Origin of the sequence: Streptomyces sp. NPDC093064, assembly GCF_044754605.1 — a bacterium.
Lineage (GTDB): Bacteria > Actinomycetota > Actinomycetes > Streptomycetales > Streptomycetaceae > Streptomyces.
The window spans coordinates 229,194-242,416 of sequence record NZ_JBIVPK010000007.1 but is presented as its reverse complement, the minus strand read 5'-3'; the positions used below and the strand labels follow the sequence as shown (position 1 = coordinate 242,416).

Sequence of the window (13,223 nt, the reverse complement as noted above, 5' to 3'; positions counted from 1 at the left end):
TGGCGAATCCGATGCGCCGCCCTGAGCGGCGGCCCGGCGTAAGCCCTCGACAGCCGTTCGCGGTGCACGCTCCGAAACAAGGCCGTCGGCCGTGCCTCTCCGAACGGAGAAGAGCACGGCCGACGGCCCACAGGCGGCCCAGGGGAGCGGTTACCCGCACTGACCTGGGGTGATATCACACGTCGAAGTACAGCTCGAACTCGTGCGGGTGCGGGCGCAGCTGGAGCGGAGCGATCTCGTTCGTGCGCTTGAAGTCGACCCACGTCTCGATCAGGTCGGACGTGAAGACGTCGCCCTGGAGCAGGAACTCGTGGTCGTCCTCCAGGGCGTGGAGTACGGCCTCCAGCGAGGTCGGGACCTGGGCGACGTTGGCGTGCTCCTCGGGGGCCAGCTCGTACAGGTCCTTGTCGATCGGCTCGGCCGGCTCGATCTTGTTCTTGATGCCGTCCAGGCCCGCGAGCAGCAGTGCCGAGAAGGCCAGGTAGGGGTTGCCCGAGGAGTCCGGCGCGCGGAACTCCACGCGCTTGGCCTTCGGGTTGGAGCCGGTGATCGGGATGCGCATCGCGGCGGAGCGGTTGCGCTGCGAGTACACCAGGTTCACCGGGGCCTCGAAGCCCGGCACCAGGCGGTGGTACGAGTTCACCGTCGGGTTGGTGAAGGCGAGCAGCGCCGGGGCGTGCTTGAGGATGCCGCCGATGTAGTAGCGGGCGGTGTCCGACAGGCCCGCGTAGCCGGCCTCGTCGTAGAAGAGCGGATCGCCGTTGCTCCACAGCGACTGGTGCACGTGCATGCCCGAGCCGTTGTCGCCGAAGATCGGCTTCGGCATGAAGGTCGCCGTCTTGCCGTTGCGCCAGGCGACGTTCTTCACGATGTACTTGAAGAGCTGGAGGTCGTCGGCGGCGGCGAGCAGCGTGTTGAACTTGTAGTTGATCTCGGCCTGGCCGGCGGTGCCCACCTCATGGTGCTGGCGTTCCACCTGCAGACCGTTCTTCGCCAGCTCCAGGGAGATCTCCGCGCGCAGGTCGGCGAAGTGGTCGACCGGCGGGACCGGGAAGTAGCCGCCCTTGTAGCGGACCTTGTAGCCGCGGTTGTCCTCCACCGCGCCGGTGTTCCAGGCGCCCGCCTCGGAGTCGATGTGGTAGAAGGACTCGTTCTCGGCGGTCCGGAAGCGGACGTTGTCGAAGACGTAGAACTCCGCCTCGGGACCGAAGAACGCGGTGTCGGCGATCCCGGTGGACGCCAGGTACGCCTCGGCCTTCCTCGCCACGTTGCGCGGGTCACGGGAGTACTGCTCGCCCGTGATCGGGTCGTGGATGAAGAAGTTGATGTTGAGGGTCTTGTCCCGGCGGAACGGGTCCACACGCGCGGTGGACAGGTCGGCCCGCAGGGACATGTCGGACTCGTGGATGGCCTGGAAGCCACGGATCGAGGACCCGTCGAAAGCCTGCTCCTCGTCGGGGTCGAACGCCTCGGCGGGCAACGTGAAGTGCTGCATGACGCCCGGCAGGTCGCAGAAGCGGACGTCGATGAACTTGACGTCCTCGTCCGCGATGTACTGCTTGGCCTCGTCGGCGTTCTGGAACATCCAGCTCCTCCTACTCCCGACCGTCCCGCCGGGGTGGTAGATCGTTGTGCGGCCGGTGCGGTGGCACACGCTGGGCTCGACCCTAGGGACGGGTGATTTCCCGGGCGTGACCCGTTTGTTTCGCTGAAGTTAACCGGCTCGGGTGGCGGTCGCGGTCGCGGACACCCCGCCGACCCCCCTGATTCCAGCGTCGCAGTACGGTGGTCGGGTGGACAACAGGCAAGCAATGGGATCATGGCTGTCCGGGCCGCGCGCGGCCATGGAGGACGCCGGCGCGGACTTCGGCTACCGGGGCCGGCAACTGGGGCTGCCGGAGCAGGGGCCCGGCTCGATCGCCGGTCCGGGACGGCGGCTCGGCGCCCTGGCCTTCGACTGGGCGCTGTGCCTGTGGATCGCCTACGGCCTGATCACGCACGGCTACCACCAGGCCACGAGCAACTGGGCGCTGCTCCTCTTCCTGGCCCTCGGCATCCTCACCGTCGGCACCATCGGCTTCACGCCCGGCAAGCGCCTGTTCGGCCTGCGCGTCGTCGCCCTCGGCACCGGCCGCGTGCAGCCGCTGCGCGCCCTGCTGCGCACGGTCCTGCTCTGCCTGGCCGTTCCCGCCCTGATCTGGGACCGCGACGGCCGCGGTCTGCACGACCGGCTGGCGGGCACGGTGGAGGTGCGGATCTGACCGCGCGCTCGTACGGCGCGTGAGACGTCCCCACGACGACGGGGGCGCCCGGAGTGGTCTCCGGGCGCCCCCGTCGTCGTAGAAGGTGTCTGGGCGGGATCAGCGGGCCTTCGGGCCGCCCTTCGGCATCCGCATGCCCTTCGGCATCGGACCCTTCGGCAGCGGCATGTTGCTCATCAGGTCGCCGAGGGCGCGCAGCCGGTCGTTGGTGGTGGTGACCTGCGGGCCGGTCAGCACGCGCGGGAACTTCAGCATGGTCGTGCGCAGCTTCTTCAGCGGGACCTGGCCATCGCCGTCGCCCACGATCACGTCGTGCACCGGGACGTCCACGACGATCCGGTTCATCTTCTTCTTCTCGGCGGCGAGCAGGGACTTCACCCGGTTCGGGTTGCCCTCGGCGACCAGCACGATGCCGGCCTTGCCGACCGCGCGGTGCACCACGTCCTGGCTGCGGTTCATGGCCACCGCCGGGGTGGTGGTCCAGCCGCGGCCCACGTTGTCCAGGACCGCCGCGGCGGCTCCCGGCTGGCCCTCCATCTGCCCGAAGGCGGCGCGCTCGGCCCGGCGTCCGAAGATGATCGCCGTCGCGAGGAAGGCGAGCAGCAGGCCCAGGATGCCGAGGTAGACCGGGTGGCCGATCGCGAAGCCGATCCCGAGAAGGACACCGAAGGTGATGATGAAGACACCCGCGAGTACCAGACCGATCTTGTTGTCGGCCTTGCGGGTCATCTTGTAGGTCAGAGCGATCTGCTTCAGTCGCCCGGGGTTGGCAGCCTCGGCTGCGTTGTCCTTCCTCGCCATGCCACGAAGTCTACGTGGCTCCCGGAGCGGCCCACGACGGCAGTACCCGTACGGGCCCCGGGGCGGCGGGCGGAAAGGGGTGGGGAGCAGCGGTCAGGGGCCGACGGCGGGGAACTGGTCGAGGACGCGCTGCGCCTCGACGCGGTCCTTGGCCCGGCGCCGGTCCTCGAGGACGGAGTTCCAGGCGTTGCGGCGGGCGGTGCGCTGGCCGCTGCTCATGAGCAGGGACTCGACCGCGCGCAGTGCGTCGGTGACGGACGGAATCGCGGTGGCGCGAACGTGCGCGGCCTGCATGGGAAGTCCCCCTCATGACGGCTCTTGGTGTACGGGGTGTGAGTCCAGGGTCACTGCTTGGTGTTACCAGGGCGTGACCGGCCGGTCAAACACCGATGAAGCCTCGCGGGCGCGGGCCGAAAGGCTGACGCGGCCCTGACCGGGCCGCTCATCTGCGGCGACGGTCAGGACCGCGTCGTATCGGCCACTACCGGGCAGTAGGCTCTTGTGCCCGATTTCACACATTCTTCCGCCCGCTTGCGGGACGGGGGTGGTGACGGAGGGTCAGCCGTTGTCAGACCGCCTGGGCGGCGATGTAGGTGCCCCGCTTCTCGACGGCCATCTGGTACAGCCGCCCGGCGCGGTAGGAGGACCGTACCAGCGGACCCGACATCACGCCCGAGAAACCGATCTGCTCGGCTTCCTCCTTCAGCTCGACGAACTCCTGCGGCTTGACCCACCGCTCCACCGGGTGATGGCGCACCGACGGGCGCAGGTACTGGGTGATGGTGACCAGCTCGCAGCCCGCGTCGTGCAGCTGCTTGAGCGCCTCGACGACCTCCTCGCGGGTCTCGCCCATGCCGAGGATGAGGTTGGACTTGGTCACCAGGCCGAAGTCGCGGGCCTCGGTGATGACCTTCAGGGAGCGCTCGTAGCGGAAGCCGGGGCGGATCCGCTTGAAGATCCGCGGCACCGTCTCGACGTTGTGCGCGAAGACCTCGGGGCGCGAGTCGAAGACCTCGGCCAGCTGCTCGGGGACCGCGTTGAAGTCGGGGGCCAGCAGCTCGACCTTCGTACGACCGCTCTCACGGTCCGCCGTCTGCTGGTGGATCTGGCGCACGGTCTCGGCGTACAGCCAGGCGCCGCCGTCCTCCAGGTCGTCGCGGGCGACGCCGGTGATCGTGGCGTAGTTCAGGTCCATGGTGACCACGGACTCGCCCACGCGGCGCGGCTCGTCGCGGTCCAGGGCCTCGGGCTTGCCGGTGTCGATCTGGCAGAAGTCGCAGCGCCGGGTGCACTGGTCGCCGCCGATGAGGAAGGTCGCCTCGCGGTCCTCCCAGCACTCGTAGATGTTCGGGCAGCCGGCTTCCTGGCAGACCGTGTGCAGGCCCTCGCTCTTCACGAGGTTCTGCATCTTCGTGTACTCGGGACCCATTTTCGCCCGGGTCTTGATCCACTCGGGCTTGCGCTCGATGGGGGTCTGGCTGTTGCGGACCTCCAGGCGCAGCATCTTGCGTCCGTCGGGTGCGACTGCGGACACGACCGGCTCCCTGTAGCTTCGATTCTTCGGCGTACACCAGGGTACGCCCGTGCTTGTTGCGCCCTGTCGGTGAGGCCAACCTGCGGGCCTGGGGGATCATTCCCCCGCGCGGGCCCCGGTCAGGCGGTGGCCCGCTCGATCTCCCGCGGCTTCGGGTCCGCGTTCTGCAGGACGTCCCGCAGGTGCCGTTCGACGACCGGCAGCACCTCTTCGATCGTGACGTCCCGGCCGAGCTCGGCCGCCAGCGAGGCGACGCCGGCGTCCCGGATCCCGCACGGGATGATCTTGTCGAACCACTTGTTGTCCGGGTTCACGTTCAGAGCGAAGCCGTGCATCGTGACGCCCTTGGCGACCCGGATGCCGATCGCCGCGATCTTGCGGTCCTCGCGGCGCTGGCCGGCGTTGGAGGGGGCGTACTCCGGGCCGTTCAGACGAGGGTCGAACTCCTCGTCGGCCAGGCGCGGGTCGAAGTCCAGGGACAGCCCGCCCAGGGCGGGCCGCTGCTCGACCGGGTCGCCCAGCACCCACACGCCGCTGCGGCCCTCGACGCGGGTGGTCTCCAGGCCGAAGTCCGTGCAGGCGCGGATCAGAGCCTCTTCCAGGCGGCGCACGTGGGCCACCACGTCCACCGGGCGGGGCAGCTTCTGGATCGGGTAGCCGACCAGCTGGCCGGGACCGTGCCAGGTGATCTTGCCGCCGCGGTCCACGTCGATGACGGGTGTGCCGTCGAGCGGGCGCTCGCTGTCCTCGGTCCGCCGGCCGGCCGTGTAGACCGGGGGGTGCTCCAGGAGCAGCACGGTGTCGGGGACCTCGTCCGCGAACCGGGCGGCGTGCACCCGGCGCTGCTCGTCCCAGGCCTGGACGTAGTCAACGGCCTCGGCACCGAATCCCATGCGGACGAACCGCAGCTCACTCACGGCAAACGCCTCCCCGGAAAGTGGTAAGGCACGAAACGTGCCCACGTCACTGTACGTCCGGCCGGCACGCGTCAGCCCCGCGGGCAATCCTCACACGATCGGATGAATGGTGGTCGAACTCTGCGGTCAGTTGCTCACTCTCCGCTACATTCGCGCCGTTCATGAGGCCATAAGGGCTGCTCACAGGCAATCCGGGCACCACGCGGCCGCGTGGCTGCCCGAGAGGCAGGAGACCGCACCGCAGATGACGGAACGACCCGCGCAACGCACTCCCAACCGCCAGCTCGCCGCGCTCATCGCAGAGGCGGGGTTCTCCAACGCGGGTCTGGCCCGTCGCGTCGACCAGCTCGGCCTCGAACACGGGCTGGACCTGAGATACGACAAGACGTCGGTCACCCGCTGGCTGCGCGGCCAGCAGCCTCGGGGCACCACGCCCGCCCTCATCGCGGAGGTCTTCACCCGGCGTCTGGGCCGCCGCCTGACCGCGCAGGACCTCGGCTTGGACGCCTGCGCCCCGGTGTACGCGGGGCTGGAGTTCGCCGCCACCCCGGAGGAGGCCGTCGACATCGTCGGCGGGCTGTGGCGCAAGGACTGCGGCAGCCATGCCGAACTGCGCAGGATCGCCTTCACCCCGGCAGGTCTCGTCGTGCCCAGCCGGGACTGGCTGATCGGCCGGGCCGACGACCGGGTCGCCCGCGCGGAGGCACCGGCCACCCGGCTCCTCGCCCAGGGGCACCCGGACCGGTCCGCCCTCGTCGTGCCCGACTTCTCGGCGCCCGGCGTGCCACGGCAGCGCGGCCGGGCCGAACGGGGTCCGGCCGGGCGAGAGGCGGGCCTGAAGGTCACCGCCGGCGACATCGCCGCCCTGCGCTCGGTCGGCGAGCTGTTCCGCACCCTCGACGACCTGTACGGCGGCGGCCACGCCCGCCAGGCCCTGGTGCGCTACCTGGAGCACGAGTGCGAGCCGATGCTGCGCGGCACCTACGGCGAGCAGACCGGCCGCCGGCTCTTCGGGGCCGCCGCCGACCTGACCCGGCTGGCCGGCTGGACGTCGTACGACATCGCCGCGCACGGGCTCGCCCAGCGCTACTTCGTGCAGGCGCTGCGGCTCGCCCAGGCCGCCGGGGACCGGCCCTACGGCGCCTATGTGCTGGTCACCATGAGCCGGCAGGCCGTCTACCTCGGACACGGGCGGGAGGCCGTGCAGCTCGCACGGGTGGCCCAGCAGGGGCTCGGCGGCTCCGCCCCGCCCGCCGTGCAGGCGCTGCTGCACGCCGCCGAGGCGCGCGGGCACGGCGTGCTGGGCGAGGTGCGCGCCTGCACCGCGTCCCTGGTGCGCGCCGAGCGCTCCCTGGAGGCGGCCCGGCCCGGGGACGAGGTGCCCTCCTGGGCGCGCTTCGACGAGGCCCAGCTGGCCGACGAGTCCGGGCACTGCCACCGGGACCTCCAGCAGTACCGGGCCGCCGCGCAGCACGCCGAACGCGCCCTGCGGCTGCGCGCCCCGGCGCACGCCCGCAGCCGGCTGTTCTGCCGGGTGGTCCTGGCCACCGCCCGCCTCGGCCTCGGCGACCTGGACCAGGCCTGCCGCCTGGCCGCCGAGGCGGCGACCCAGGCCGCGGACATGCGCTCGGTCCGGGCGGTGGAGTACGTCAAGGACTTCGAACGCCGCCTGGAACCGTACAAGGACGCGACACCCGTACGCGGCTACCGGGACAGGGTGGCGGCACTGGGCTGAGTCTCGGGGACGAGGCGGCGGCGTTGGGTTGAGCCCCGGGGGGCAAAGGTGGCGGAGCTGGGTTGAGCCCCCCGGGGCGTGGCGGCGGTGTTGGGGCGAGTCCCGGGACAACGGCAGTGGCGTTCGGTCGAGTCCCGGGACGGGGTGGCGGTGTCGGGCTGGGGCTTTCGATCAGGCGGCGGCTGTCGGCTCTGTTGCTGTCGGGTCCGCCCGGTCCATCGGGCGGCCGGCTCCCAGGTCGCCCAGGATCGCCGCGGCGGCCCGGTGGGCCGAGTGCAGCGCGCCCTGGACGGTGCTGGTGTCCCGGTGGTCGCCGCACACGTACAGGCCCGCCAGCAGCCGCACCGGGCGCCGCGGATCGTGCGGGGGCCGCATCGCGGGGACGGCCTCGCGGGTGTGGTGCACGGCCAGCGTCTCCCACCGGGTGGTGGAGGTGCCGTAGAGGCGGGACAGATGGCGGCGTACGGCCGTGTCGATGTCGGCCGGGGGCACGCCCAGGACCGTCGACGACACCAGGGCGCGGCCGGCGGGCGCGCGGGAGGGGTCGACGCGGCTGACCACCGCCGTGTGCGCCACCGGGCCGCCGCGCTCCGCGTCGAGCAGCAGGTACCCGCCCGTCTCCGGGGGCTCGTCGGTCGTGTGGTGGACCACCGTCACCGGGTGGAAGTCCGGTACGCGCAGCCCGGGCAGCAGCTCGGCGGCGGCACGCGCGTCGGTGGCGACCAGCACGGCCCGGCAGCGGATCTCACCGTGCTCGGCGGTGGTCACCGAGGTGGTGGAGACCGAGGTGGCCCGTACGCCGGTGTGCACGGTGCCGGGCGGCAGCGTGCGCGCGAGCAGCTCCGGCAGGACCTCGGCGCCGCCCTCCGGCAGGCACAGCCGGCCGGAGGCGAAGGAGTGCAGGGCCAGGTCCGCGCAGCGGCTGGACGTGGTGAGATCCGGGTCGCACAACAGGGCGGCGAGCAGCGGACGCAGGAAGCCGTCGACGGTGCGGGCGGGCAGGCCGCGGGCGGCCAGCGCCTGCTGGGCCGTCAACTCGGGGCGTGACAGCAGGCGTTCGACCGGCGTGGCGGCGATCCGGCCGAGCGCGGCGCGCAGCCGCAGCGGCGTGCCGATCCCGCGGCGGCCGGGCGGCGGACCGTCGAGGAACGACGTGGCGGACGACGGGGGAACGGACGGCCGGGAGAGGGACGCACGGGCGAGGGGCGACGGCCGGGGGAGCGGCGGACGGGGGGCGCTCGCCAGGGCGCGCACTACGTGAAGTGCGCTCCTCGCGCTCCCTCCGTGCGCCGGAGCGCCCGTACGGAGGTGCCGTCCGTCGCTGTGCAGCAGGACGCCCGGCGCGAAGGGACGCAGCACGAGCGCGTCGAGCCCCGGGCTCAGGGCCAGTTGGGGATACGACGTGTTCAGCAGCTGTCCGATCCGGTCGAGCCGGAACCCGTCGACCTTCTCCGTCGACATGCGGCCGCCCACGTAAGGGGCGGCCTCCAGGACCGCAGTCGTCACTCCTGCGCTGGTCAGTCGATGCGCTGCCGCGAGCCCGGCGACCCCGGCTCCCACGACGACGACGTCAGCCTGATACGCGGGCTCAAGCACGTGCCCCTCCTCGAGGTTGCGCGGCCGGTGGAGCGGTAATGCCCACGACCGGCGTCAGGAATACCCGAGTTCGCGTCGAGATTAGGACCGCACCGAGTCAGGGACAGTCGCGCATGGGCAGGGCACGGTCGCACGGCGGTCGCACACGGTCGCAAGGTGTTCCGCGCGCGATCGCAAGGTGGCACGGCGAGCCGTCACAGGCGTCACAGCGCCGCACGGACGGCGTCCTCGATCCCCGGAAAGGCGAACGAGAACCCCGACTCCAGCAGCCGCTTCGGCACCACCCGCGCGCTGCCCAGCACATCGCCCGCCATCTCCCCGAGCACCGCGCGCAGGACCGGCGCCGGCACGGAGAACAGCGTCGGCCGTTGCAGCACCCGGCCCATGGCCGCGGTGATCTCACCGTTCGTCAGCGGCTGCGGCGCGGTGAGGTTGACCGGCCCGGACAGGCTCTCGGTGTCCAGCAGATGGCGCAGCGCGGCCACCTCGTCGTGCAGCGCGATGAACGACCAGAACTGCCGCCCGTCTCCCATCCGACCGCCCAACCCGGCCTTGAACAGCGGGAACAGCCGCGCCCATGCCCCGCCCTCACGGGCCACCACCAGTCCGGTGCGGGCGAACACCGTTCGGACGCCCGCCTCCCGCGCGGGAGCCGCGGCCTGCTCCCACTCGACGCACATCGCCGGCAGAAAACCGTCCCCGGGCGGCGCGTCCTCGTCGACGGCGCGCTCGCCGGTGTCGCCGTAGTAGCCGATCGCGCTGCCGCTGACGAACACCCGCGGGGGTGTGTCCAGGGAGGCGACGGCCTCGGCGAGCGCCGTCGTGCCGAGCACCCGGCTGTCCCGGATCGCCTTCTTGTACTCCTGCGTCCACCGGTGGTCGCCCACGCCCGCGCCCGCCAGGTTGACCACCGCGTCGCACCCGGCGAGCCCCGCCGCGTCCACGTACCGGCCGACGGGATCCCAGCAGACCTCGTCCTCGCCGCGGGCCGAACGGCGCACCAGGCGCACCACCTCGTGCCCGTCCGCGACCAGGGACCGCACCAGGGCACTGCCGATCAGACCGGACGCGCCGGCCACCGCGATTCGCGAACGTTCCATGCGTCCATCCTGCCCGCCGGGCCGCAGAAATCCCGGCGGTCCGGTCCGGTCCGCGCCGTAGAGTGACCGTCATGCCGGTTCCCTGCATACGCCACGCCACATTCGACGACGAGGACGGTCTCGGCCGGCTCGACCGTGAGACCTGGTCCACGGCGCACGCGGTCACCCCGCCCCCGCGGCAGCCCTACGAGCCCTTCTTCACACACCGGTCGGGACCGCGCGACCACCTGGTCGCCGAACTCGGCGGCCGGCTGGTCGGCTACATCCGCCTCGGCTTCCCCACCGAACTGGCGTCGAACGCGCACGTCCGGCAGATCCGCGGACTCGCCGTGGCCGAGGAGGCCCGCGGCAGCGGGGTGGGCCGCGCCCTGCTGCACGCCGCCGTCGAGGAGGCCCGCCGCCAGGGCGCCCGCCGGATCACCCTGCGGGTACTGGGCCACAACACCCCCGCTCGCAAGCTGTACGAGTCCGAGGGCTTCGTGGTGGAAGGCGTCCAGCCGGAGGAGTTCCACCTGGACGGCGCCTACGTCGACGACGTCCTCATGGGCCGCTTCCTCTGAGCCGCGGGGCCCGACGGAAGGCCCTGAGTCAACGGAAGGCCCTGGATCACGAGGTCACCAGCCGGCCCGTGTCCACCGGCGCGGTCGCGTGCGCCGCCCGCTGCGCGTCCGGGGCGACCTCGGCCGCCGTCAGGACGTATCCCGTCTCGTTGTCGGAGGTGGAGCGGGCGAAGACCACGCCGAAGACCCGGCCGTCCGTGGTGAGCAGCGGACCACCGGAATTGCCGGGGCGGACCGTGGAGCGGATCGAGTAGATCTCCCGGGTGACCGTGCCGTTGTTGTAGATGTTCTGGCCCGTCGCCTCGATCCGGTTCGCGACCGTCGCCGCCTGGAGGTTCAGGTCGCCGTCCTGCGGATAACCCGCGACCACCGCCGAGTCGCCGCGCCCGGCGGTGTCGTCGAACCGCAGCACGGGGGCGTCCAGCCCGGGGACGTAGAGCACGGCCACGTCCCGGTGCGGGTCGAACAGCACCACCCGGGCCTCGTACGACCGCCCGACGCCGCCGATCCGTACGGCCGGATCGTCGATGCCCGCCACCACGTGCGCGTTGGTCATCACATGCTCCGGCGCGTACACGAACCCGCTGCCCTCGCGGCCCTGGTTGCCCGCGGCTCCCTCGATCTTGACCGTGCTGAACCGGGCGGCGTTCGTCGCGCTCTCCGTCACGCTGTCCCCGGAGGGCCGGGCGACGCCTGCCGCCGGCTCGTTCTCGAAGGGGTTGAAGACCTGCGGGAAGCCCGCCTCGGTCAGCGCGGAGGTGGCACGCGAGAACCAGGCCGGGGTGGTGTCCGGCATCGCGTTCTGCACGGCGCCCAGAAGCCTGGAGTCGCGTATCGCCGACGTCACCACCGGGGAGGAGGAGGCGGCCAGGACGCTCGCCGCCACCCAGGCCACGATCAGCACCGCCACCGTGTTGGCGGCGGCCCCGCCGATGCCGTCGGCCACCCGCAGCGGCCCGCGGTCCAGCTCGCGCCGCAGCCGCAGCGCCAGACGGCCCGCCAGTTCGTGCCCCACCACGGCCGGCACCAGGACCGTGAACACGGCGGTGACCGTCGCCGTGGTCGTCCCGCGCGTGACGAAGTCCATCACCCACGGCAGGATCCACACGCCGACGACGGCACCGCCGACGAAACCGGCCAGCGAGACGCAGCCGGCCACCAGTCCCCGCCGGTAGCCGGACGCGGCGTAGACGAGGATCACCAGCACCAACAGCAGGTCGAGCAGGTCCACTCACGCCGCCTTTCTCCTCGGATCCACACATACGCGCGGGACGGGTCCAGTGATCAGCCACGCGCACGTGGATCCGGGGACCGGCCACGCGTACGTGTACCACCAGAAACGTCCTGGACCGGGACGATGGTTCCACCAGGTGGCAGAGCGCACATCGCGGACGGACCGGAACCGCTCGAGGGTGGGCTCATGCGTGTTGTGCGAAACGCCGGGCGGGCGCGCGGCCCGCGTCCGGAGCGACCGCGCCGCGCTCTCGTGGCGCTCCTGTGCTGCCTGCCGGGCGTCGCCGCCGCCGGCGCGCTGCTGCTGTACGTGTCCGGCTCCGGACGGACGACGTCCGTGTCCGTGCCCGCCGCCGTGCCCCGTCCGGCGGCCCCGGCGCACGACGCGCCCCGGCCGCGGATCGTGCCCCGCTCGGCCTGGCTGGACGCCACCGTGAGGCACGCCCAGCCGCCCCCGCGCTACGACGACAAGGTCGTCGCCGTCTTCGTGCACCACACCGACTCGCCGAACGGCTACGCCTGCGCCGACACCCCGAGCGTCATCCGCCGCCTGTACGCCGGGCAGACCGGCGCCCGCGCGTGGGACGACATCGGCTACAACTTCCTCGTCGACCGCTGCGGCACGATCTACGAGGGCCGCGCCGGCGGAGTCGACCGCGCCGTCACCGGCGCCCACACCCAGGGCTTCAACCACCGCACGGCGGGCATCGCCGCCATCGGCACCTTCACGGCCGGGACACCCGTGCCGCGCGCCATGACCGACGCGATCGCCGCGCTGACCGCCTGGAAACTGGGCCTGGCCGGAGTCGACCCGCGCGGCAGCGTCAGCCTGGTCTCCAGCAACGGCCAGAGCCGCTACGCGTCCGGTGCCACCGTCCTGCTCCCCGCCCTGGCCGGCCACAGGGACGGGTTCAGGACCAACTGCCCGGGCGCCTCGCTGACCGTACGCCTCCCGGCGATCCGCGAAGCCGCAGCCCACCTCCAGGGCCGAACCTGAGCCGCCCTCTTGGCCTTCCTGGCCCACCCGGCCCACCTGGCCTTCCCGACCCACCGGGCGCACCCTGGCTTCCCGACCCACCGGGCCTACCGGGGGCGCCTGGCCTTCCCGACCCACCGGGCCCACCCGGCTTTCCTGGGCCTCTTGGCCCACCCGGCATTTCTGGGCTTCCTGGGCCCCTTGGCCCTCTGGGGCCTCCGGGCCCTCCGGGGCCTCCTGGCCCTCTCGGGTCCCGCGGGTCGCCTGGCCCTCCCAGGCCTCCCAGGTCTCTCGGGTCGCGCGGACCTCTCGGGTCTCTCGGGCTTCCAGGGTCTCTGGGGCCTCCTGGCCCTCTCGGGTCCCGCGGGTCTCTCGGGTCGCGCGGGCCTTTCGGGTCTCCCGGGCTTTGCAGGCTTCCCGGGTCTCCGGGGCCTCTTGGCCCGCCCGGGCCTCTTGGCCCTCTCGGGTTGCCCGGGTCGCTGGGGTCTCCCAGGCCTCTCGGTCCTCCCA

Annotated in this window: 12 protein-coding genes; 4 read left to right on the top strand and 8 right to left on the bottom strand. The window is 72.3% G+C overall.

The window, feature by feature from the left end; translation table 11 throughout:
* Positions 1-175 precede the first annotated feature (175 nt).
* On the bottom strand, positions 176-1,585 hold the full coding sequence (glnA, locus tag ACIQFZ_RS11970) for a type I glutamate--ammonia ligase (protein ID WP_365430472.1): 1,410 nt from the start codon (positions 1,583-1,585) through the stop codon (positions 176-178).
* A gap of 208 nt (positions 1,586-1,793) precedes the next feature.
* Between glnA and ACIQFZ_RS11965 the strand changes: the two genes are divergently transcribed.
* Entirely contained in the window at positions 1,794-2,261 is a 468-nt protein-coding gene (locus ACIQFZ_RS11965; protein ID WP_361409324.1) for an RDD family protein, read from the top strand.
* Between the two features lie 99 nt (positions 2,262-2,360).
* Here ACIQFZ_RS11965 and ACIQFZ_RS11960 read toward each other — a convergent pair whose 3' ends face one another.
* The 4 genes from ACIQFZ_RS11960 to lipB all read right to left on the bottom strand — a co-directional run bounded on the left by ACIQFZ_RS11960 (position 2,361) and on the right by lipB (position 5,513).
* Entirely contained in the window at positions 2,361-3,062 is a 702-nt protein-coding gene (locus ACIQFZ_RS11960; RefSeq protein ID WP_365429673.1) for a DUF4191 domain-containing protein, read from the bottom strand.
* Between the two features lie 93 nt (positions 3,063-3,155).
* Positions 3,156-3,356, bottom strand: a complete 201-nt coding sequence (locus ACIQFZ_RS11955) for a hypothetical protein (protein WP_141361545.1) — start codon at positions 3,354-3,356, stop codon at positions 3,156-3,158.
* Between the two features lie 274 nt (positions 3,357-3,630).
* Entirely contained in the window at positions 3,631-4,596 is a 966-nt protein-coding gene (lipA, locus tag ACIQFZ_RS11950; RefSeq protein ID WP_365429675.1) for a lipoyl synthase, read from the bottom strand.
* A gap of 119 nt (positions 4,597-4,715) precedes the next feature.
* Positions 4,716-5,513: a lipoyl(octanoyl) transferase LipB gene (gene lipB, locus ACIQFZ_RS11945; protein WP_365429677.1), complete on the bottom strand. Its 798-nt coding sequence runs from the start codon at positions 5,511-5,513 to the stop codon at positions 4,716-4,718.
* 244 nt (positions 5,514-5,757) lie between these two features.
* Between lipB and ACIQFZ_RS11940 the strand changes: the two genes are divergently transcribed.
* Positions 5,758-7,248 carry a regulator gene (locus tag ACIQFZ_RS11940; protein WP_365429679.1) on the top strand — a complete coding sequence of 497 codons (1,491 nt, stop codon included), beginning with the start codon at positions 5,758-5,760 and terminating at the stop codon, positions 7,246-7,248.
* Positions 7,249-7,419: 171 nt separating this feature from the next.
* On the opposite strand, the gene ACIQFZ_RS11935 is transcribed toward ACIQFZ_RS11940, so the two are convergent.
* Positions 7,420-8,844 carry an NAD(P)/FAD-dependent oxidoreductase gene (locus tag ACIQFZ_RS11935; RefSeq protein WP_383061588.1) on the bottom strand — a complete coding sequence of 475 codons (1,425 nt, stop codon included), beginning with the start codon at positions 8,842-8,844 and terminating at the stop codon, positions 7,420-7,422.
* A gap of 203 nt (positions 8,845-9,047) precedes the next feature.
* The gene (locus ACIQFZ_RS11930; RefSeq protein WP_383061587.1) at positions 9,048-9,944 is read right to left on the bottom strand and encodes a TIGR01777 family oxidoreductase; all 897 of its coding nucleotides are present in this window, start codon (positions 9,942-9,944) and stop codon (positions 9,048-9,050) included.
* A gap of 71 nt (positions 9,945-10,015) precedes the next feature.
* On the opposite strand from ACIQFZ_RS11930, the gene ACIQFZ_RS11925 reads away from it, so the two are divergent.
* On the top strand, positions 10,016-10,504 hold the full coding sequence (locus tag ACIQFZ_RS11925; RefSeq protein ID WP_365429685.1) for a GNAT family N-acetyltransferase: 489 nt from the start codon (positions 10,016-10,018) through the stop codon (positions 10,502-10,504).
* 46 nt (positions 10,505-10,550) lie between these two features.
* Here the strand turns inward: ACIQFZ_RS11925 and ACIQFZ_RS11920 are convergent, their stop codons facing one another.
* On the bottom strand, positions 10,551-11,735 hold the full coding sequence (locus tag ACIQFZ_RS11920; protein ID WP_376650965.1) for a MarP family serine protease: 1,185 nt from the start codon (positions 11,733-11,735) through the stop codon (positions 10,551-10,553).
* A gap of 189 nt (positions 11,736-11,924) precedes the next feature.
* Here ACIQFZ_RS11920 and ACIQFZ_RS11915 point away from each other — a divergent pair, with 189 nt between their 5' ends.
* On the top strand, positions 11,925-12,734 hold the full coding sequence (locus ACIQFZ_RS11915; RefSeq protein ID WP_365429689.1) for a peptidoglycan recognition protein: 810 nt from the start codon (positions 11,925-11,927) through the stop codon (positions 12,732-12,734).
* Positions 12,735-13,223: the final 489 nt, after the last annotated feature.